At 72.2% G+C, this 20,454-nt stretch carries 21 protein-coding genes; 10 read left to right on the plus strand and 11 right to left on the minus strand.

Annotated elements, in window-relative coordinates:
• Positions 1–5: 5 nt before the first annotated feature.
• The gene (locus tag AB0J67_RS18370; RefSeq protein WP_363483686.1) at positions 6–848 is read right to left on the minus strand and encodes a class I SAM-dependent methyltransferase; all 843 of its coding nucleotides are present in this window, start codon (positions 846–848) and stop codon (positions 6–8) included.
• Between the two features lie 122 nt (positions 849–970).
• Between AB0J67_RS18370 and AB0J67_RS18375 the strand changes: the two genes are divergently transcribed.
• From AB0J67_RS18375 to hutH, 6 genes are read left to right on the plus strand one after another with little or no spacing between them, the layout of a single operon-like run.
• Positions 971–1,828 carry a MurR/RpiR family transcriptional regulator gene (locus tag AB0J67_RS18375; protein ID WP_363483749.1) on the plus strand — a complete coding sequence of 286 codons (858 nt, stop codon included), beginning with the start codon at positions 971–973 and terminating at the stop codon, positions 1,826–1,828.
• 24 nt (positions 1,829–1,852) lie between these two features.
• Entirely contained in the window at positions 1,853–3,502 is a 1,650-nt protein-coding gene (gene hutU, locus AB0J67_RS18380) for a urocanate hydratase (RefSeq protein WP_363483689.1), read from the plus strand.
• Positions 3,499–4,698, plus strand: a complete 1,200-nt coding sequence (locus tag AB0J67_RS18385) for an allantoate amidohydrolase (RefSeq protein ID WP_363483692.1) — start codon at positions 3,499–3,501, stop codon at positions 4,696–4,698. Before hutU ends, AB0J67_RS18385 begins: the two co-directional genes overlap by 4 nt.
• Positions 4,692–6,089 carry a formimidoylglutamate deiminase gene (locus AB0J67_RS18390; RefSeq protein WP_363483695.1) on the plus strand — a complete coding sequence of 466 codons (1,398 nt, stop codon included), beginning with the start codon at positions 4,692–4,694 and terminating at the stop codon, positions 6,087–6,089. The genes AB0J67_RS18385 and AB0J67_RS18390 overlap by 7 nt, the downstream gene beginning before the upstream one ends.
• Positions 6,077–7,294, plus strand: coding sequence for an imidazolonepropionase (gene hutI / locus AB0J67_RS18395; RefSeq protein ID WP_363483698.1), 1,218 nt, complete (start codon positions 6,077–6,079; stop codon positions 7,292–7,294). The genes AB0J67_RS18390 and hutI overlap by 13 nt, the downstream gene beginning before the upstream one ends.
• Positions 7,291–8,826 carry a histidine ammonia-lyase gene (gene hutH / locus AB0J67_RS18400; protein WP_363483701.1) on the plus strand — a complete coding sequence of 512 codons (1,536 nt, stop codon included), beginning with the start codon at positions 7,291–7,293 and terminating at the stop codon, positions 8,824–8,826. The genes hutI and hutH overlap by 4 nt, the downstream gene beginning before the upstream one ends.
• A gap of 154 nt (positions 8,827–8,980) precedes the next feature.
• Here the strand turns inward: hutH and AB0J67_RS18405 are convergent, their stop codons facing one another.
• The 5 genes from AB0J67_RS18405 to murI all read right to left on the minus strand — a co-directional run bounded on the left by AB0J67_RS18405 (position 8,981) and on the right by murI (position 13,416).
• The gene (locus tag AB0J67_RS18405; RefSeq protein WP_363483752.1) at positions 8,981–10,180 is read right to left on the minus strand and encodes an FAD-dependent oxidoreductase; all 1,200 of its coding nucleotides are present in this window, start codon (positions 10,178–10,180) and stop codon (positions 8,981–8,983) included.
• Positions 10,181–10,324: 144 nt separating this feature from the next.
• Positions 10,325–10,948, minus strand: a complete 624-nt coding sequence (gene rdgB, locus AB0J67_RS18410) for an RdgB/HAM1 family non-canonical purine NTP pyrophosphatase (protein ID WP_363483704.1) — start codon at positions 10,946–10,948, stop codon at positions 10,325–10,327.
• Positions 10,945–11,721: a ribonuclease PH gene (gene rph / locus AB0J67_RS18415; protein ID WP_363483708.1), complete on the minus strand. Its 777-nt coding sequence runs from the start codon at positions 11,719–11,721 to the stop codon at positions 10,945–10,947. Before rph ends, rdgB begins: the two co-directional genes overlap by 4 nt.
• 92 nt (positions 11,722–11,813) lie before the next feature.
• Positions 11,814–12,560 carry an MBL fold metallo-hydrolase gene (locus AB0J67_RS18420; RefSeq protein WP_363483711.1) on the minus strand — a complete coding sequence of 249 codons (747 nt, stop codon included), beginning with the start codon at positions 12,558–12,560 and terminating at the stop codon, positions 11,814–11,816.
• Positions 12,561–12,621: 61 nt separating this feature from the next.
• Positions 12,622–13,416 carry a glutamate racemase gene (gene murI, locus AB0J67_RS18425; RefSeq protein ID WP_363483714.1) on the minus strand — a complete coding sequence of 265 codons (795 nt, stop codon included), beginning with the start codon at positions 13,414–13,416 and terminating at the stop codon, positions 12,622–12,624.
• Positions 13,417–13,583: 167 nt separating this feature from the next.
• Between murI and AB0J67_RS18430 the strand changes: the two genes are divergently transcribed.
• Positions 13,584–14,081, plus strand: coding sequence for a hypothetical protein (locus tag AB0J67_RS18430; protein ID WP_363483716.1), 498 nt, complete (start codon positions 13,584–13,586; stop codon positions 14,079–14,081).
• A gap of 203 nt (positions 14,082–14,284) precedes the next feature.
• Here AB0J67_RS18430 and AB0J67_RS18435 read toward each other — a convergent pair whose 3' ends face one another.
• From AB0J67_RS18435 to clpS, 5 genes are all read right to left on the minus strand, one after another.
• A complete protein-coding gene (locus AB0J67_RS18435) occupies positions 14,285–15,250 on the minus strand; it encodes a cysteine synthase (protein WP_363483719.1) in 966 nt (321 codons plus the stop codon).
• Positions 15,251–15,365: 115 nt separating this feature from the next.
• A complete protein-coding gene (locus AB0J67_RS18440; protein ID WP_363483722.1) occupies positions 15,366–15,680 on the minus strand; it encodes a MoaD/ThiS family protein in 315 nt (104 codons plus the stop codon).
• A 58-nt stretch (positions 15,681–15,738) separates the two neighbouring features.
• A complete protein-coding gene (locus tag AB0J67_RS18445) occupies positions 15,739–16,254 on the minus strand; it encodes a M67 family metallopeptidase (protein WP_363483725.1) in 516 nt (171 codons plus the stop codon).
• Between the two features lie 67 nt (positions 16,255–16,321).
• Entirely contained in the window at positions 16,322–16,840 is a 519-nt protein-coding gene (locus AB0J67_RS18450; protein WP_363483728.1) for a DUF2017 domain-containing protein, read from the minus strand.
• Between the two features lie 10 nt (positions 16,841–16,850).
• Positions 16,851–17,153 (minus strand): ATP-dependent Clp protease adapter ClpS, encoded by a 303-nt coding sequence (gene clpS / locus AB0J67_RS18455; protein ID WP_203753525.1) that lies wholly within the window; start codon positions 17,151–17,153, stop codon positions 16,851–16,853.
• A gap of 152 nt (positions 17,154–17,305) precedes the next feature.
• Between clpS and AB0J67_RS18460 the strand changes: the two genes are divergently transcribed.
• From AB0J67_RS18460 to AB0J67_RS18470, 3 genes are all read left to right on the plus strand, one after another.
• Positions 17,306–18,661 (plus strand): nicotinate phosphoribosyltransferase, encoded by a 1,356-nt coding sequence (locus tag AB0J67_RS18460; protein WP_363483731.1) that lies wholly within the window; start codon positions 17,306–17,308, stop codon positions 18,659–18,661.
• A 119-nt stretch (positions 18,662–18,780) separates the two neighbouring features.
• Positions 18,781–19,353 carry an isochorismatase family protein gene (locus tag AB0J67_RS18465; protein ID WP_363483734.1) on the plus strand — a complete coding sequence of 191 codons (573 nt, stop codon included), beginning with the start codon at positions 18,781–18,783 and terminating at the stop codon, positions 19,351–19,353.
• 196 nt (positions 19,354–19,549) lie between these two features.
• Positions 19,550–20,454, plus strand: a 905-nt coding sequence (locus tag AB0J67_RS18470) for a glycosyl hydrolase family 18 protein (RefSeq protein WP_363483755.1), incomplete at its 3' end; no start/stop codon positions are given.

Consider the following 20,454-nt stretch of genomic DNA (forward strand, 5'->3'; position numbering starts at 1 on the left):
GACGCTCAGCGCCAGGCGGCTCCGATGCCGTCGCCGGGATACCAGTGCTTGAGGGGCTGCTCCTTGAAGGCCAGGAAGCGGCGGCCGGTCTTCTCGGCGTGCTTGAGCAGCACCGTCGAGTAGGTGACGTTGTCGGTGAGCAGCAGCGCGCCGTCGGCCAGCCGCGGCTCGATCGCGGTGAACTCGCGCTGCTCGTGCGCGGCGCTGTGGTCGCTGTCGTGCAGGAACATGTCGACCGGGCGGTCCAGCGCGCCGATCGAGGCGATCGAGTCGCCGATGACCAGGTCCACCACGTCCGCCCAGGGCTGGGCCTTGGCCAGGTAGCCCGCCTCGGGGTTGATGTCCAGCGAGGTGACCCGGCCGGGGTGCCCCTCGGCGGCGTTGCGCAGCAGGGCCGCGGCGATCACGCAGGTGCCCAAACCCTTGTCCACGCCGGTCTCCACCACGTGCTGCGGCTTGCGGGCGCGGATCAGGGCGTACCAGCCGAGGCGGCGGGCGTAGCGCACGTGCTTGTCGGCCAGGCCGCGGCGGGCGGCGCCCGCGGTGGTCCGCATGATGTGCTCGCGCAGCGCGGTGTCGGACTCGATCTCGGCGATCCAGCCGCGCACGTCGGCCACCGGCACCTCGGCGACGACGCTGACGAACCAGGCCAGGTGCTCCAGGTTCAGCTTGGTCAGGTCATAGGTGTAGTTGTGGTGCTCGCGGGAGGTCACCAGCCAGCGCGCCGACTCGCGCAGCACCTTCGCGTCGTGGCGGGCCACGCGGGCCAGCCGGACGGGCAGCGCGGCCAGCGGGGCCAGTGGGCTGCGCGACACGGCACGCCTGATCCGAGTCTTGCGGTCGGGCATGAGGCGCACCTTCCACGGCGAACATGAATGCGTCTGCGAGTTCTATCATGTCCGGCCGCTCCCGGGACAGACCCGAGATTGTCGCTGAATGAAAGTTTGCATACAGTGTCCGTGTGAATGTGGTGTCAACATCCGAGGCGCCCGGCGGGGCCACGGCCGGGGTACGCGCTCTGGTGCAGGGTGCGCGGCTCACGCCGACCCAGCGGCGCATCGCCCGCGAGCTGGTGCACCACGCCGACACCGTCGCCTACCTGTCCGCCGCCGAGGTCGCCGACCTGGCCCAGGTCAGCCAGCCGTCGGTGACCCGGTTCGCGATGGCGCTCGGCTTCGACGGCTACCCGGCGCTGCGCCGCCGGCTGCGCGAGCTGACCGCCGGGCAGCGCGCCACGCCCGCCGGCGAGGGCGACAACGACCTGCAGCGCGCCGTACGCGACGAGATGGCCAACCTGAACCGGCTGGCCGACCACCTCGCCGACCCGGCCGCCGTGCACGCCGCGGCGGGCCTGCTGGCCGCCAGCCGCCCGCTGCCCGTGGTGGGCCTGCGCGCCGCAGCCCCGCTCGCGGGCTACTTCGGCTACTTCGCCGCCAAGATCCACCCCGAGGTGCGGGTGCTGGACGCGGGCGGCAGCCTGCTCGCCGAGCGCCTCGAACAGGCCGCCGACTCCGGCGCCCGCGCCGTGCTGGCGTACGCGCTGCCCCGCTACCCGCGGGAGCTGCGCGACGCCCTCACCGAGGCGCGCACCCTGGGCCTGAAGGTGGTCGTGGTGACCGACTCGCCGGTCAGCCCGGCCGCCGACCTCGCCGACGTGACGCTCACCGCCGCGGTCGGCTCCCAGCTCGTGTTCGACCTGCACACCGCGCCGATGGTGCTGACCATGGTGCTGCTGCAGGCCATCAGCGACGTCGATCCGGCGGCCACCCAGCGCCGGCTCGAACACTTCGAGAGCTCGGCCACCCGCCGCAGCGTGTTCATTGATTAAGCAGAGCAGGGATTGAGGGGAACGATGGACCAGATCATCCGCGCCGCCACCGGAACCACCCGCACCGCGCAGGGCTGGGCGCAGGAGGCCGCGATCCGGATGCTGTGCAACAACCTCGACCCGGACGTCGCCGAGCGCCCGCAGGACCTGGTGGTGTACGGCGGCACCGGCAAGGCGGCCCGCGACTGGCCGAGCTTCCACGCGCTGATCCGCACCCTGACCACGCTCAAGGACGACGAGACCATGCTGGTCCAGTCGGGCCGCCCGGTCGGCGTGTTCCGCACCCACGAGTGGGCCCCGCGCGTGCTGCTGGCCAACTCCAACCTGGTCGGCGACTGGGCCACCTGGCCGGAGTTCCGCCGCCTGGAGCAGCTCGGCCTGACCATGTACGGCCAGATGACCGCCGGGTCCTGGATCTACATCGGCACCCAGGGCATCCTGCAGGGCACCTACGAGACCTTCGCGGCCGTGGCGGGCAAGAAGTTCGGTGGCTCGCTGGAGGGCACGCTGACGCTGACCGGCGGGTGCGGCGGCATGGGCGGCGCGCAGCCGCTCGCCGTCACCATGAACGGCGGCGCCTGCCTGATCGTGGACGTCGACAAGACCCGGCTGGACCGGCGCGTGCAGACCCGCTACCTCGACGTGGTCGCCGACTCGCTGGACCACGGCATCGAGCTGGCGCTGGCCGCCAAGGCCGAGCGCCGCCCGCTGTCGGTCGGCGTGGTCGGCAACGCCGCGACCGTCTTCCCGGAGCTGCTGCGCCGCGGCGTCGCCATCGACATCGTGACCGACCAGACCAGCGCGCACGACCCGCTGTCGTACCTGCCCGAGGGCGTCTCGGTGGAGGAGTGGCAGACCTTCGCGGCCGACAAGCCGGAGGAGTTCACCGAGCGGGCCCGCGCGGCGATGGCCAAGCACGTCGAGGCCATGGTCGGGTTCATGGACGCGGGCGCCGAGGTGTTCGACTACGGCAACTCGATCCGCGGCGAGGCCCAGCTCGGCGGGTACGACCGCGCGTTCGCGTTCCCGGGCTTCGTGCCCGCGTACATCCGGCCGCTGTTCAACGAGGGCAAGGGACCCTTCCGCTGGGCCGCGCTGTCCGGCGACCCGGCCGACATCGCCGCCACCGACAAGGCCGTGCTGGACCTGTTCCCGCAGAACGAGTCGCTGGCGCGCTGGATCAGGATGGCGCAGGAGAAGGTCGCGTTCCAGGGCCTGCCCGCGCGGATCTGCTGGCTCGGCTACGGCGAGCGCGACAAGGCGGGCGTCCGGTTCAACGAGATGGTCGCCGACGGCACGCTGAAGGCCCCGATCGTGATCGGCCGCGACCACCTCGACTGCGGCAGCGTCGCGTCGCCCTACCGGGAGACCGAGGCGATGCTCGACGGCTCCGACGCGATCGCCGACTGGCCGCTGCTCAACGCCCTGGTCAACACCGCCTCCGGCGCGTCGTGGGTCTCCATCCACCACGGCGGCGGCGTCGGCATCGGTCGCTCCATCCACGCCGGGCAGGTCACCGTCGCCGACGGCACCACGCTGGCCGCGCAGAAGATCGAGCGCGTGCTCACCAACGACCCCGGCATGGGCGTCATCCGCCACGTCGACGCGGGCTACGACCTCGCCGCCGAGGTCGCCGCCGAGCGCGGCGTCCGCGTCCCGATGCGCGAGTCATGAGCACGTTCGCGCAGATCTGGGCGCAGCTGGCCCCCGTCGGGCGGGACCCGGAGACGGGTGGGTACCTGCGGTACGCGTACGCCCCGGCGGAGCAGGAGCTGCGGGCCTGGTTCGTGGACCAGGCCCACGCCCGGGACCTCGTGGTCGAGGAGGACGGCAACGGCAACGTGTTCGCCTGGTGGGGTGACCCGTCGGCGGGGGACGCGGTGCTGACCGGCTCGCACCTGGACTCGGTGCCGCACGGCGGGGCGTACGACGGCCCGCTCGGCGTGGTCAGCTCGCTGCTGGCGGTCGACCTGCTGCGGGAGCGCGGGCTGACGCCCGTCCGGCCGATCGGGATCGCGGTCTTCGCCGAGGAGGAGGGCTCCCGGTTCGGGCTGGCCTGCCTCGGCTCGCGCCTGCTCGCGGGCGCGGTCGACCCGGCCGCCGCGGCGGCGCTGACCGACCGCGACGGGGTGACCCTGGCCGAGGCCATGCGGCAGACGCTGGGTCACGGCCCCGCCGGGGCCCGGCCGGACCTGCTCGGCCGGATCGGCTGCTACGTGGAGCTGCACGTCGAGCAGGGCCGTGCCCTGCTCGACGTGGACCGGGCCGTCGGCGTGGCCAGCGCGATCTGGCCGCACGGCCGGTGGCGGCTGGACTTCCACGGCGAGGCCAACCACGCCGGCACGACCCTGATGGCCGACCGGCGCGACCCGATGCTGACCTTCGCGGCGACCGTGCTGGCCGCCAACGAGGAGGCGCGGCGCCTGGGCGCGCACGCCACCGTCGGCCGGGTGCAGGTCTACCCGAACGCCACCAACGCCATCCCCGGCAAGGTCAGCGCCTGGCTCGACGCCCGCGCCGACAGCACGGAGACGGTCGAGCACGTCGTCGCGGCGGTGCACCTGCGCGCCCAGAGCCGGGCGCTGGAGGACGGCACCTCGGTCACCCTGACCGCCGAGTCGGTCTCCCCCGAGACGGAGTTCCACGCCGGCCTGCGCGACCGCCTCGCCAAGCTGCTCGACGACGCCCCGATCCTGCCCACCGGCGCGGGCCACGACGCGGGCGTGCTCAGCGCGTTCGTACCGACGGCGATGCTCTTCGTCCGCAACCCCACCGGCGTCTCCCACTCCCCCGCCGAACACGCGACCGACCCCGACTGCGAATCCGGCATCGAGGCCCTGGCCAAGGTCCTGGAGGAGCTCGCGTGCTGATCCACTGCCAGTACGCCTGGCTCCCCGACGGGGTGCTCCCCGACGTGGTCCTCGAAATCCGCGCGGGCCGCCTGACCCGGGTGACCCCGTCCGCCGCCCAAGATCGCGTCGATCTTGCGCGAAGTGTTAGGGATATGCCCGATAAGGGCGTGTCGCACCCACAGTCCACGCAAGATCAACCCGGTGGGGGCGGGCGGGGTGGTGGGGTGGTGGTGTACCGGGCGGGGTTGACGATGCCGGGGTTCGCCAATGCGCACTCTCACGCGTTCCACCGCGCCCTGCGGGGGCGGACCCATGGGGACCGGGGGAGCTTCTGGACCTGGCGGGAGCAGATGTACCGGGTGGCGGGGGCGCTGGATCCGGACTCGTACCACCGGCTGGCGCGCGGGGTGTACGGGGAGATGGCGCTGGCGGGGATCACGTCGGTGGGTGAGTTCCACTATCTGCATCACGGGCCGGGTGGGGTTGCTTACGCGAACCCGAACGCGATGGGTGAGGCGCTGGTGGCCGCCGCGAAGGACGCGGGGGTGCGGATCACGCTGCTGGACACGCTGTATCTGACCGCGTCGGTGGACGGCAAGCCCCTCGAAGGGCCGCAGCTGCGGTTCGGCGACGGTGACGCGCTGCGGTGGGCCGAGCGGGTGGACGCGCTGGCCGAGCAGCCGCACCTGCTGGTGGGGGCGGCGATCCACTCGGTGCGGGCGGTGCCGCCGGCGCAGATGTCGACCGTGGCGGCGTGGGCGGCGGGGCGGCCGCTGCACGCGCACGTGTCCGAGCAGCGCGCCGAGAACGAGGCGTGCCTGGCCGAGCACGGGCGTACGCCGACCGAGGTGCTGGCGGACTTCGGAGCGGTGCACGAGACGTTCACGGCGGTGCACGCGACGCACCTGACGCACAACGACATGGCGCTGCTGTCGGCGTCGTACGCCTGCTTCTGCCCGACGACCGAGCGGGACCTGGGCGACGGCATCGGGCCGGCGCGGGCGCTGGCCGACGCGGGCACCCGGCTGACCTTGGGCAGCGACAGCCACGCGGTCATAGACTTCTTCGAGGAGTCGCGGGCCCTGGAGCTGCACGAGCGCCTCGCCACCGAGCAGCGCGGGCACTTCACGGCCGCCGAGCTGCGGGCCGCCGCGACGGCCACCGGCCACACCAGCCTGGGCTGGCCCGACGCGGGGCGGATCGAGGTGGGCGCGCGGGCCGACCTGGTGACGGTGGCGCTGGACAGCCCGCGCACCGCCGGGATCGACCCCGAGGGCGTGCTGTTCGCCGCGGGCGCCGCCGACATCACCCACGTGCTGGCCGACGGCCGGGAGATCGTCCGCGACGGGCGGCACGTCTCCGTGGACGTGGCCCGCGAACTGCAGGAGGCGATCACGTGTCTCTTCTGATCACCAACATCGGCGAGCTGACCACCAACGACCCGGAGCTGGGCGTGCTGCGCGACGCCGCGGTCGTGGTCGGCGACCGGGTGGAGTGGGTCGGCCCGGCCGCCGGTGCGCCCGCCGCCGACGAGCGCCTGGACGTACGCGGCGCGGCCGTGCTGCCCGGCTTCGTGGACAGCCACAGCCACCTGGTGTTCGCCGGGGACCGGGCGCCGGAGTTCGCGGCGCGCATGGCCGGGGAGCCGTACACCGGCGGCGGCATCCGCACCACGGTGGCCGCCACCCGCGCCGCCACCGACGACCAGCTGCGCGCCAACGTGGCCCGCCTGGTCGGCGAGGCGCTGCGGCAGGGCACCACCACCATCGAGATCAAGAGTGGGTACGGCCTCAGCACGCTCGACGAGGCCCGCTCGGTGCGCATCGCCGCCGAGTTCAGCGACGAGGTCACCTTCCTCGGCGCGCACGTCAAGCCCGCCGACGCCGCCGACGGCTACGTCGACCTGGTGACCGGCCCGATGCTCGACGCCTGCGCGAAGTACGCCGGCTGGGTGGACGTGTTCTGCGAGCGCGGCGCGTTCGACGTCGCCGAGTCGCGCCGGGTGCTCCAGGCGGGCATCGCCGCCGGGCTGCGCCCCCGCATCCACGCCAACCAGCTCACCATGGGCGGCGGCGTGCAGCTCGCCGTCGAGCTGGACTGCGCCAGCGCCGACCACTGCACCCACCTGTCCGGCGCCGACGTCGACGCCCTCGCCGACTCGAAAACCGTCGCCACCCTGCTGCCCGGCGCCGAGTTCTCCACCCGCGCGCCCTGGCCCGACGCCCGCCGCCTGCTCGCCGCCGGAGTCACCGTCGCGCTGGCCACCGACTGCAACCCCGGCTCGTCGTACACCTCGTCCATGCCCTTCTGCATCGCCCTGGCGGTGCGGGACATGAAGATGACCCCCACCGAGGCGGTCTGGGCCGCCACCGCCGGTGGCGCACGCGCGCTGCGCCGCCCCGACCTCGGCCACCTCGGCCTCGGCGCGTCCGCGGACCTGATCGTCCTGGACGCGCCCTCTCACCTGCACCTGGCCTACCGGCCCGGCGTGCCGCTGATCAGCACCGTGGTAAGGAAGGGCACCTTGTTAACGCTATGCGTAGAGGAAGGGCACCTTCTTAACCCGCGGGCTTCGCACCAACCGGAATCTCCGCACAAGGGAGTGCTCTCATGACCGTCATCGTCGAACCCACCGGCATCGCCCCCGGCGACGTCGCCGCGGTGGCCCGCGCCGACGCGCGGGTCGCCATCAGCGACGCCGCGATCGCGGCCATGCAGGCCAGCCGCGCCATCGTCGATGACATCGAGCGCGACGGCCGCCCCGTGTATGGCGTCTCCACCGGCTTCGGCGCCCTGGCTAACACGTTCATCGCGCCCGAGCGCCGGGCCGAGCTGCAGCACGCGCTGATCCGCTCGCACGCCTCCGGCATCGGCGCGCCCATGCCCCGCGAGGTCGTCCGCGCCATGATGCTGCTGCGCGTGCGCTCGCTGGCGCTCGGCCACTCCGGCGTCCGCCCGCTGATCGCGCAGGCGCTCGTCGACCTGCTCAACCACGACATCACCCCGTGGGTGCCCGAGCACGGCTCGCTCGGCGCGTCCGGGGACCTGGCCCCGCTGGCGCACTGCGCGCTGGTGCTGATGGGCGAGGGCTGGGTGCTGGGCAAGGACGGCGCGCGCGTCGCCGCGGAGGACGCGCTGCACGCGGCCGGGCTCGCCCCGATCGCGCTCAGCTCCAAGGAGGGCCTGGCGCTGATCAACGGCACCGACGGCATGCTGGCCATGCTGCTGCTGGCCTGCGACGACTTCGGCCACCTGTGCACCATGGCCGACGTGACGGCGTCCCTGTCCATCGAGGCGATGCTCGGCACCGACCGGCCGTTCCACCCGTCCATCCACGAGATCCGCCCGCACCCCGGCCAGGGCGCCAGCGCCGCCAACATGTACCGGCTGCTGCAGAACTCCTCCATCATGGACAGCCACCGCGACGACATGGCCCACGCGGTGCAGGACGCGTACTCGATGCGCTGCGCCCCGCAGGTCGCCGGCGCCGCCCGCGACACCCTGGAGTTCGCCCGCACCGTCGCCGCCCGGGAGCTGGTCAGCCTCGCCGACAACCCGGTGGTGCTGCCCGACGGCCGGGTCGAGTCGACCGGCAACTTCCACGGCGCGCCGCTCGGCTTCGCCGCCGACTTCCTGGCCATCGCCGCCGCCGAGATCGGCTCCATCAGCGAGCGCCGGGTGGACCGCCTGCTCGACGTCTGCCGCTCCCGCGACCTACCGCCGTTCCTGAGCCCCGACGCGGGCGTCAACTCGGGTCTGATGATCGCCCAGTACACCGCCGCCGGCATCGTCGCGGAGAACCGCCGCCTGGCCTCCCCCGCCAGCGTCGACAGCATCCCGACCTCCGGCATGCAGGAGGACCACGTCAGCATGGGCTGGGCCGCCGCCAAGAAGCTGCGCACCGTCCTGGACAACCTGACCAGCCTGCTCGCCGTCGAGCTGCTCGCCGCCGTCCGCGGTCTGCAGCTGCGCGCCCCGCTGACCCCCTCCCCCGCCGGACAGGCCGCCGTCGCCATGCTCACCCCCATCGCCGGCGAGCCGGGCCCCGACGTCTTCCTCGCCCCCGTCCTGGAGCAGGTCCGCGCCGTGATCTCCGGCCCCGACCTCCGCACCACCATCGAGTCCCAAACCGGCCCCCTCGCCTGACCCACCCCGCGCCCCGCCCCGCCGCGCGCGCCGCGCCCTGCCTCGCCCTGCCGCGTCGATCTTGCGTGGACTGTGGGGACGACACGCCCCTAACGGGCATATCCCTAACAGTTCGCGCAAGATCGACACGATCTTGGCTTAAGGCCGGGGCGGGTCAGGTGAGGTGTTCGGGGCGTACGCCGATGCCGATGGCTCGGGCGGGGATCGCCTGAAGGGCGGGCAGGCGCTGGAACAGCTTGACGATGGCGGGCGCCTTGGGGGGTGCGTCGGAGCGGAGCACGGTGCCGACGACGCGGGACTGGGCGACGCGCTGGGCGCGCTGGGTCAGCGTGGTCGGCAGGCGGCGGCGCTGCTGGACCAGCTCCAGGTCCTCGGTACGCAGCGAGCCCGCCTTGATCTTCGGGCCGAGCAGCCGCGCCGTGGCGACCGCGTCCTGCACCGCGAGGTTGACCCCGACACCGCCCACGGGGCTCATGGCGTGCGCCGCGTCGCCGATGCACAGCACGCCGGGCGCGTGCCACGTCGGCAACTGGTTCACGCGTACCGTCAGGAGTTTGATCTGGTCCCAGTCCTGCAGCTCGCCGACCTGGGCGGCCACCGGCGGGGCGAGCCGGGCCACGGACTCGCGCAGGTGCTCCAGACCTTCGGCGCGCACCCGGTCGTAGCCGCCCTTCGGGATGACGTACGCGCACTGGTAGTACTCGCGGCGGTCGATGAGGATCATCAGCGCGCCCGCGCCGACCCGCAGCTCGAGCCGGTCGGGATCGGACGCCTGGCGCGACAGCCGGAACCACAGCACGTCCATGGGCGCGCCGTACTCGACGGGCACCAGCCCGGCCTTGTCGCGGATCACCGACCCGCGGCCGTCGCAGGCCACGGTCAGCGGCGCGCGCACCCGCACCGTCTCCCCGTCCGGACCTGTCGCCAGCACGCCGGTGACCGCGCCGGACTCGTCGCGCAGCACGTCGACGGCCTCGGTCGAGCGCAGCAGCCGGAACGCGGGCAGCTGCGCGCCCTCGTCGGCGAGCAGGTCCAGGAAGTCCCACTGCGGCAGGAACAGCAGGTAGTTGTGCGGCTTGGGCAGCCGGGAGAAGTCCGCCATGGCGAACGTGCCGTCGGCGAACGTGACGCTGAGCCGCGCCTGCTTGCGCCCCGGCAGCCGCTCGACCTTGTCCCCGAGCCCCAGCTCGTCGAGCAGGTCGAGCGTCGACGGGTGGATCGTGTCGCCGCGGAAGTCGCGCAGGAAGTCCGCGTGCTTCTCCAGCACCACGACCTCGATGCCCTGCCTGGCCAGCAGCAGCCCGAGCATCAGCCCCGCCGGCCCGCCCCCGACGACACAGACCTGCCCCGACACCACCCGCTCGCTCGCCATACCCGCCCGCTCCGCTCATGATCGCGACGATCTTGCACGAACTGTTGGTGTTATGCCCGTTTGGTGCGTGTCGTACCCACAGTCCACGCAAGATCGACGCATATGGCGCGGGGAGCCCGGGGTGGGTCAGGCGAGGTTCTTGGCTACGACGGCGGCGAGGGCGCGGAAGGCCTTGCCGCGGTGGCTGATGGCGTCCTTCTCGGCGGGGGTCAGCTCGGCGTTGGTGCGGGTGTTGCCCTCGGCGATGAAGATGGGGTCGTAGCCGAAGCCGCCCTCGCCGCGGGGGGCGCGCAGCAGGCGGCCGGTCATCTTGCCGCTGACCAGGTGCTCGCGGCCGTTGGGCGTGGCGCCGCCGCCGGGCAGGACCAGGGCCGCGGCGCAGACGAACGACGCGCCGCGGTGCTCGTCGGGCACGTCGCCGAGCTGGGCCAGCACCAGGTCGAGGTTGGCGCGGTCGTCGCCGTGCTTTCCGGACCAGCGGGCGCTGAACACCCCGGGCATGCCGTTGAGCGCGTCCACGGCCAGGCCCGAGTCGTCGGCGACCGTGGGCAGACCGGTGTGCTTGGCGCCCTCGCGCGCCTTGAGCAGCGCGTTCTCCGCGAAGGTCAGCCCGGTCTCGGGGACCTCCGTGTACGGCGGGACGTCGTCGAGGCCGACCAGCTCGACCTTGAGCAGCTCCGGCGAGGCGGCGAGGATGCGCCGCAGCTCGTCGAGCTTCTTGCTGTTGCGCGTGGCGAGCAGGAGCTTCACCGGCGGAACACCTCCAGCAGACCGGCCGCGTCCAGGGTGGGCAGGCCGAGCGCCTGCCGCTGCATGGTGGTCAGCTGCTCGCAGCCGGCCACGCCGAGGTCGAGCAGCGCGTTGAGCTGCGCGCGGTCGAAGACGCCGTCCTCGCCGGTGCCCTGCACCTCGACGAAGTCGCCGGTGCCGGTGCAGACCACGTTCATGTCCACCTCCGCGGACACGTCCTCCTCGTAGCAGAGGTCCAGCCGCGGCTCGCCCTTGACGATGCCGACGCTGACCGCGGCGACCGAGCGGTGCAGCGTGGTCTCCACCGTCTGCTTGCGGGTCAGCATGTTCTTGGCGGCCAGCCAGCTCACCGCGTCGTGCAGGGCGACGTACGAGCCGGTGATCGCGGCCGTGCGCGTGCCGCCGTCGGCCTGCAGCACGTCGCAGTCGATGACGATCGAGTTCTCGCCCAGCGCCTTGAGGTTGATGCAGGCCCGCAGCGCGCGGCCGATCAGGCGGGAGATCTCGTGGGTACGCCCGCCGATCTTGCCCTTGACGCTCTCCCGGTCCGACCGGGTCGTCGTCGCGCGCGGCAGCATGGAGTACTCGGCGGTGACCCAGCCCTGGCCGGTGCCCTTGCGCCAGCGCGGCACGCCCTCGGTGACGCTCGCGGTGCACAGCACCCGGGTGTTGCCGAACTCGACCAGCACCGAGCCCTCGGGGTGCATGCTCCAGTTGCGGGTCAGCGTGACCGGTCGAAGCTGGTCGGCCGCACGGTCGTCGGGTCTGGTCATGCCAGCTCCTCGCCACGCTCGTCGCCGGCATGACCGTGCTCGGGCGTCATGATTCGCTCGCAAGGCTCGCTCATGCGGCTAACCCTATGGGGTCAAACTTCGTACCGGGAACCGGGTCGGACGATCTCGACGGGCCCGGCGAAGGTGGCCGCGGCGTTGTTCAGCGTCTCGGCCTCGGAGCCCCACGCGGTCACCAGGTGGGTCAGCAGCAGCCGCCGCACCCCGGCCTTGGTCGCGATCTCGCCCGCCTCGCCGCCGGTCAGGTGCAGGTCCGGCGGGTTGTCCACGCCGTCGAGGTAGCTCGCCTCACACAGGAACAGGTCCGCACCCTGGGCCAGCCGCAGCAGCGCGTCGCAGCCCGCCGTGTCGCCCGAGTACGCCAGCACCCGCCCGTCGTGCTCCAGGCGCACGCCGTACGTCTCCACGGGGTGGTTGACCCGGTCCACGCTGACCTGGAACGGGCCGATCGGGAAGCTGCCCGGCTGCAGCGCGTAGAACGTGTAGACGTCGTCCAGCGGCCCTTCGTCGAGGCTGTACGCGGTCGCGATGCGCTCCGGCGCGCCGGCCGGCGCGTACACGGGGATCGGCGGGTACGGCCCGTCCGGCGCGTACCGGCGGACCACCACGTAGGAGCAGGCGTCGAGCATGTGGTCGCAGTGCAGGTGGCTGAGCAGGATCGCGTCCACCGACTTGAGGCTCGCATAGCGCTGCAGCGCCGACAGCGAGCCGGTGCCGAAGTCCAGCAGCAGCCGGAACCCGTCGGCCTCGACCAGGTACGCCGAGCAGGCCGACTCCGGCCCGGGGAAGCTGCCCGCGCAGCCCAGCACCGTCAGTCTCACGCCGCGTCTCCGCTCCGCGAAGATCCGGCCCGAGGCGCCGCGCGCCTCACGATTCGCTCGCTCATGCCCGTGCTCCCGCGGGGTCCAGCGCGGTCCCGAGGAACCGCTTCGCCAGCCGGTCGAAGATCTCCTGATCGCCGGTGCACAGCAGCTCGTGCTCCGGTGGCGGGGCGTCGTCGGCGCGCAGCAGCTCCCGCTCCACGAGCACGCGGTACACGTCCCGCGCCGTCTCGTCCGCGCTCGACACCAGGGTCACCTGATCCCCCATCACGAGGCTGATCACACCGGTGAGCAGCGGATAGTGCGTGCAGCCCAGCACCAGCGTGTCCACCTGGGCACGCTGCAGCGGCTCCAGATACGCGCTCGCGAGGCCGAGCAGCGCCCGGCCGGACGTGACGCCCCGCTCCACCAGCCCGACGAACTGCGGGCAGGCCGCGGCGGTCACGGACAGGTGCGGCGCGGCCGCGAACGAGTCCTGGTACGCCCCTGAGTTGATCGTAGCGGTGGTGGCGATCACGCCGACCCTGCTGTTGCGGGTCGCGGCCACGGCGCGCCGCACCGCCGGGCGGATCACCTCGACCACCGGCACGGCGTAGCGCTCGCGCGCGTCGTGCAGGCACGCGGCCGACGCCGTGTTGCAGGCGATGACGAGCATCTTCACGCCGCGCTCGACCAGCTGGTCCAGGCAGGCCAGGGCGTAGCGGCGCACGTCGGCGAGCGGCTTGGGACCGTACGGCACGTGCGCCGTGTCGGCCAGGTAGACGACGCGTTCGTGCGGCAACTGGTCGAGAATGGCCCGGGCCACCGTCAACCCGCCGACTCCCGAGTCGAAGATGCCGATCGGCGCGTCCGTCACGCTGCGCAGCCTACTTGCCCAACCCCCCTTGAGGGGACCGGTCCGTTCCGAGATGTCGCCAACGTGACACCGGTCTCATCCTGGCGTTACGCAGGGTCGCCGACGACCGTTGCACAGTGTGCACGGCCCGATCCGCGGGCAGGTCAGGCACGAGGATGGCGAGCACAGTGCGTACCGAGTCAGACTCCGAGCGCGACGCCGAGGGCGTCATCGCCACCGCCGACCCCGTCGGCACCACCGGCAACAGCCCGAGCACGGCCAGTGACGATCATGCGGTGATGCCGTCCGCGCGCACCGCCCCCGACGACCAGGGCGCGGCGTCGGCGCCCGGCCGCCTGCGCTCCGCCGTGTCCAAGCGCTTCCGCCTGCCCGGCGAGGACGACCCGTCCCCCCGCGGCAGCCGCCTGCTCGGCCTGTGCGCCTGGGCCGCCGCACTGGGCTTCCTCGGCCTGATCCCCGGCGGCCGCCTGGCCGTCTCCCTCGCCCTCAACCTGGACCTGCCCGTCTGGTACGCGCCCGTCGCCCTGTCCATCGGCGTCCTCGGCATCGCCGCCGTGGCCGCCGCCTTCTTCGCCATCCACCGCGAGCGCCTCCCCCTCTACCTCCTCACCGCCGCCACCGCCCTCCTCCTCACCAACATCACCCTCGTCTACACCGCCCTCTGACCACCCGCCCCGGCCCGGCCCCCGGCCCCGCCGGGGCCCGCGTCGATCATGAACTTATGGGCGTGTTCGACGGCGTGTCGCTCCCCTAACCTCATGATCGACGAAGCGCCCGGGGCGGCGGGGCCACAGGAGCCGGGCCGGGTAGGACGAGACGAGCCCCGACCGGCGCAAGCGGGTCGGGGCTCGGTGGTGCCGCGGGGCGGTCAGGCCCAGAGCTGGCCTTCGAGGGCGGACTCGGCGTCGCTGAGGGTGCCGGTGTACGCCCCGGTGGACAGGTACTTCCAGCCCGCGTCGGCGACCAGGAACGCCACGTCGGCAGGCTGGCCCTTCTTGGCCGCGTCGTGCGCCACGGCGAGCGCCGCGTGCGCGACGGCGCCGGTGGAGAACCCGACGAACAGGCCCTCGACCTCGACGAGCTGCCGCGTACGCAGCACCGCGTCGCGCGTGCCCACCGAGAACCGGCGGGTGAGCACGGACGCGTCGTACAGCTCGGGCACGTAGCCCTCGTCGATGTTGCGCAGGCCGTACACCAGCTCGCCGTAGCGGGGCTCCGCCGCGATGATCTGGATGTCCGGGTTCTTCTCCCGCAGGTAGCGGCCGGTGCCCATGAGCGTGCCGGTGGTGCCCAGGCCCGCCACGAAGTGGGTCAGCGTGGGCAGGTCGCGCAGCAGCTCGGGGCCGGTGGTCTCGTAGTGGGCACGGGCGTTGGCCTCGTTGCCGTACTGGTAGAGCATCACCCAGTCCGGGTGCTCGGCCGCGATCTGCTTCGCCGTGGCCACCGCCTGGTTCGAACCGCCCGCCGCCGGCGAGAAGATGATCTCCGCGCCGTACATCCGGAGCAGCTGGACCCGCTCGGTGGACACGTTCTCCGGCATCACGCACACGATGCGGTATCCCCGCAGCTTGGCCACCATGGCCAGCGCGATGCCGGTGTTGCCGCTGGTCGGTTCGAGGATCGTGGCCCCCGGCCGCAGCCGCCCGTCGGTCTCGGCGGCGCGCACCATGTACATCGCCGCCCGGTCCTTGACGCTGCCGGTCGGATTCCGGTCCTCCAGCTTCGCCCACAGCCGCACCGGCGGCGCCCCGTCGGGCACCGTCGGGCGCAGCCGCGGCAGCCCGATCAGCGGCGTGTCCCCGCACACGTCGAGCAGTGACTCATAACGCGCCATGATCAGCTCCGTTCGCGCGACCGCTGCGTCGATCTTGCACGAACTGTTAGGGATATGTCCGCTATGGGCGTGTCATACCCACAGTTCGCGCAAGATCGACGCAGGAGGGTACGGGTCAGCGGCCCAGGACCGCGGCGGCGGCGGCGAGGCCGAAGGCGCCACCGGCGACGGCGGGCAGGATGGTGACGGTGTCACCGTCGTTGACCTTGGCGTCGAGCGAGCCGAGGAAGCGGACGTCCTCGTCGTTGACGTAGATGTTGACGAAGCGGTGCAGGCCGCCCTCGGGCGTGATCAGCCGGGCGCGCAGGCCGGGGTAGCTGCCGTCGAGGTTGGTGAGCAGGTCGGCGAGGCTGTCCCCGGAGCCGGAGACGGCCTTCGCGCCGCCGGTGTAGGACCGCAGGATGGTCGGGATGCGGACGTCGATAGCCATGGAAGGAACACTCCTGAAGAAGAGAAGTCGAACGGTCGGATGACGGGACGGGATCAGCTCAGTGCTGACACTCGTAATCGACCGCCGCCGGGCTCTGCCCGAACATGAACGACTGCACGGCGTGCGGGTCGCCGCTCTTCTGGTAGCTCCGCATGGGGTCCATGCTCTCATCAACGAGCTGGACCGGCTCCTCGGACACCTGTCCGTCCACGATGCGGAACGAGCGGATCTCTGCCGTGTGCTCGTCCCTGGTCGAGACCAGCAGGTAGTGCGCGTTGGGCTCGCCGGCGTACGACACGTCGGTGCGCGAAGGGAACGGCTCCGTCGCCGTGTGCGAGTGGTAGATCACCACCGGCTCCTCGTCGCGGTCGTCCATCTCACGCCACACCCGCAGCTGCTCGGTCGAGTCGAACCGGTAGAACGTGGTGGAGCGCTCGGCGTTCTCCATCGGGATGTGCCGCAGCGGCGCATCCGAGCCCACGGGACCGGCCACGACGCCGCAGGCCTCGTCCGGGTGGTCCCGGCGGGCGTGGGCGACGATCGCCTCGATGATCTCCCTGTGGATGGTCAGCACGGCGACCAGCCTACCGATCCGTCACACGTGACGACACCCTCAGTGATCCGCGCCATGGCCCGCGCCGTCAGCGGCCGTTGCCGCCCATGCCGATGATCGCGTCGAGCAGCGACTCCTGCAGGTAGCCCAGGTACGAGTACACGCTGAGCTGGAAGACCCGCGCCGAGCCGGCGTCCTGCTCCAGGGCCTCCTCCAGTTCGTACTCCACGACGGTGTCGTCGGTGAGCTCCAGGCGGATGCCGAGCGCGAGCCGCGCGTCGTTGATGGCGCGCAGCCAGGCCTCGGCCGACTCGGGGTCGAGCCGCACCTCGCCCTTGCCGGCCTCGGGCAGCCCGGCCAGCACCGCGCCCGCCTGGTCGATCTTGGCGGTCTTGAGGTCGCCCTCGGTGAAGCGGCGGAACTCGGCGGAGTCCTTGGCGTCGGCGGGGTACACGTCGGGGAACAGCCGCTCGACGACGGGGTCCTCGCGGTCGAAGCCGTCGGTGAGCAGGCCGACGACCTCCTCGGCGACCTTGCGCAGCACCCGCACCTCGTCCTCGCGGAAGTCGGCCACGCACTCCGAGCCGACCCGGCGGAAGATGGTCATTCGCGTCCGCTCACTGTCTGTCGACCGTGGCCCACAGCCCGTACGAGTGCAGCCGGGTGGCGTCGTGCTCCATGCGCTCGCGCGCACCCGCGGAGACGACGGCGCGGCCCTTCTGGTGCACGTCGAGCATCAGCAGTTCGGCCTTGTCCCTGCTGTAACCGAAGAGCTGCTGGAAAACCCAGGTCACGTAGCTCATCAGGTTCACCGGATCGTTGTGCACGATGGTGACCCAGGGTCGGGCAAATTCCGACGCTTCGTCTATGTCCGGTTTGTCGACCGGAACGGTCTGTGGGGCGGCGGTCACGTCCCCCATCCTACGAGTTGATTCCGGCAACACACAGGTACGCACGAGCCGGTCCCGTGCCGGATCTCGACGATCTTGCGAGATGCCCGTCCCGCCCCCGGCGGGCTGCCCGGTCCCGGGGGAGGCAGGCGCAAGATCGGGCCAGGCCATAGGCTGTCGGGATGCATGACAGGGGTGCGGGAGCACCGGCGCTGCTGACCGACCACTACGAGCTGACCATGATCAGCGCGGCGCTGCGCGACGGCTCGGCGCATCGCCGCAGCGTGTTCGAGGTGTTCGCGCGCCGGCTGCCGCAGGGCCGCCGGTACGGCGTGGTGGCCGGCACGGGCCGCCTGCTGGAGCAGCTCGCCGCGTTCACGTTTCACCCGGACGAGGTCGACTTCCTGCGCCGCACGGGCGTGGTCGACGAGCCGACCGCGCAGTGGCTGGCGGACTACCGCTTCTCCGGCGACCTCGACGGGTACGCCGAGGGCGAGCTGTTCTTCCCCAACTCCCCCATCCTGACCGTCTCCGGCACCTTCGCCGAGTGCGTGATCCTGGAGACGCTGATCCTGTCGGTGCTCAACCACGACTGCGCCATCGCCGCCGCCGCGGCGCGCATGGTCACCGCGGCCCGGGGCCGCCCGCTGATCGAGATGGGCTCGCGGCGGGCGCACGAGGAGGCCGCCGTCGCCTCGGCCCGCGCCGCGTACCTGGCGGGCTTCGCCTCGACGTCGAACCTGGCCGCGGGCATGCGCTACGGCATCCCCACCGCGGGCACCGCCGCGCACGCCTTCACCCTGCTGCACGACGACGAGAAGGCGGCGTTCGGCTCGCAGGTCGCGGCGCTGGGCGAGCAGACCACGCTGCTGGTCGACACGTACGACATCAGCCAGGGCATCCGCAACGCGATCGCGGTGGCCGGGCCCGGCCTGCGCGCGGTGCGCATCGACTCCGGTGACCTGTCGGTGCTGGCGGCGCAGTCGCGCGCGCTGCTCGACGAGCTGGGCGCGCCGGACGTGAAGATCGTGGTCAGCGGCGACCTGGACGAGTACGCCATCGCCGCGCTGGCCGCCGAGCCGGTCGACGTGTACGGCGCGGGCACCGCCGTGGTCACCGGCTCCGGCGCCCCCACGGCGGGCCTGGTCTACAAGCTGGTCGAGGTCGAGGGCCGCCCGGTGGTGAAGCGCTCGGAGAACAAGGCGACCGTCGGCGGGCGCAAGACGGCGTACCGCCGCCACAAGCCGACCGGGACCGCGGTCGAGGAGATCGTGCTGACCGGGGCGGACGGGCACGAGCCGCAGCCCGGCGACCGGCTGCTGCAGCGCCCGCTGATCCGCGGCGGCGCGCCCGCCGCGGAGCTGCCCGATCTGGAGCAGAGCCGCCTGCACCTGCGCGACTGTCTGATCACGATCCCGTGGGAGGGTCTGAAGCTGTCCGCCGGGGATCCCGCGGTGCCGGTGACGGTGACCACCGTCGCCCGCGATAGCGACCGCTCGGTGTCGTCCCGGAGCGAAGCGAGGGATGACACCGATTAAGGTCGCGGTAGCCGGCGAGCATGAGCTTGGCCACGTGATCGTTGCGGGAACGGCGCGGCCGGAGCAGCATGAGGGGCGGTGGTGAGCGCACCACCGCCCAGCCGTCCGGGGAGGCCGCCATGACCCGCGCACTGATCATCGTCGACGTGCAGAACGACTTCTGCGAGGGCGGTTCGCTGCCCGTCACGGGCGGTGCCGCGGTGGCCGCGTCGGTCTCGGCGCGCCTGGCCGAGGACGCCGGCGCCGAGCGGCGCCGCTGGGACCACATCGTGGCCACCAAGGACCATCACCAGGACCCGGGTGCGCACTTCGGTGACCCGCCGGACTACGCGACCACCTGGCCGGTGCACTGCGTCGCGGACACCCCGGGCGAGCAGTTCCACCCGGAGCTGGACACCGACCGGATCGAGGCGGTCTTCCTCAAGGGCGAGTACGCCGCGGCGTACTCCGGCTTCGAGGGCTCGTGCAGCGGCATCGGGCTGGCCGCCTGGTTGCGCATGCGCGACGTGACCGAGGTGGACGTGGTGGGCATCGCCACCGACCACTGTGTACGCGCGACCGCCCTGGACGCGGCGCGCGAAGGCTTCCGGACCGCCGTCCTGCTCGACCTGACCGCCGGCGTCGCCCCGGAATCGACGCAGCGCGCGCTGACCGAGCTCCGCGAGTCCGGTGTGGAGATCGTCAACGCCTGACGAAACCGCAGGTGAAAGCCCTTTAAAAGAGGTTTTAGGTAAGCGCTCTTCCTTTTTAAGGAAAGTTAACTTAATGTTTTGCGCCATCGGGGGGATAGGTGTCAATCTTTAAGGGAGAGCCATGCTCAGAACAAGGGCCCGCCTGATAGCCGCCACCGCAGCCATGGTCGTCGCTGGTTCCATCGGGGCCGTGACCATGGCGAACGCGGCCGGCACCGTCACCGCCACGTACACCCAGACGTCCAACTGGGGCAGTGGCGCCGAGGGCAAGTACGTCATCAACAACGGCACCAGCGCCTCCGTCACCTGGACCCTCACCTTCACGATGCCCTCGGGCACCACGGTCAGCTCCTTCTGGGACGCCAACCTGTCCGGCAGCGGCCAGACCCGCACCGCCACGGGCACGTGGAACGCCACCATCCCGGCCGGCGGCAGCGCGTCCTTCGGCTTCGTCACCGCGGGCTCGGGCACCCCGACCGCGTGCACCATCAACGGCGCCAACTGCGCCACCGGCGCCAGCCCGTCGGCCTCCCCGCCCGCGAGCCCGAGCAGCTCCCCCTCAGCCCGGCCCAGCACCTCGCCGAGCGCCTCGCCGAGCCGGTCGACCCAGCCGAGCCCGTCGGTCAGCCCGACCAACCCGAACCCGGGCAAGAAGGTCATCGGCTACTTCACGAACTGGGCGCAGTACGGCCGCAACTACCACGTGAAGAACATCGTGAGCAGCGGCTCGGCCGCGAAGCTGACGCACATCAACTACGCGTTCGGCAACGTGTCCGGCGGCGCCTGCACCATCGGCGACTCCTACACCGACTACGACCGCGCCTACTCCGCGGCCGAGAGCGTCGACGGCGTCGCCGACACCTGGGACGCGGGCGCGCTGCGCGGCAACTTCAACCAGCTGCGCAAGCTCAAGAAGGCGTACCCGAACATCAAGATCGTGTGGTCGTTCGGCGGCTGGACCTGGTCCGGCGGCTTCGGCCAGGCCGCGGCCAACCCGACCGCGTTCGCCAACTCCTGCTACAACCTGGTCGAGGACCCGCGCTGGGCGGACGTGTTCGACGGCATCGACATCGACTGGGAGTACCCGAACGCCTGCGGCCT

This window comes from Catellatospora sp. NPDC049609, from assembly GCF_040675365.1.
Taxonomy (GTDB): Bacteria; Actinomycetota; Actinomycetes; order Mycobacteriales; family Micromonosporaceae; genus Catellatospora.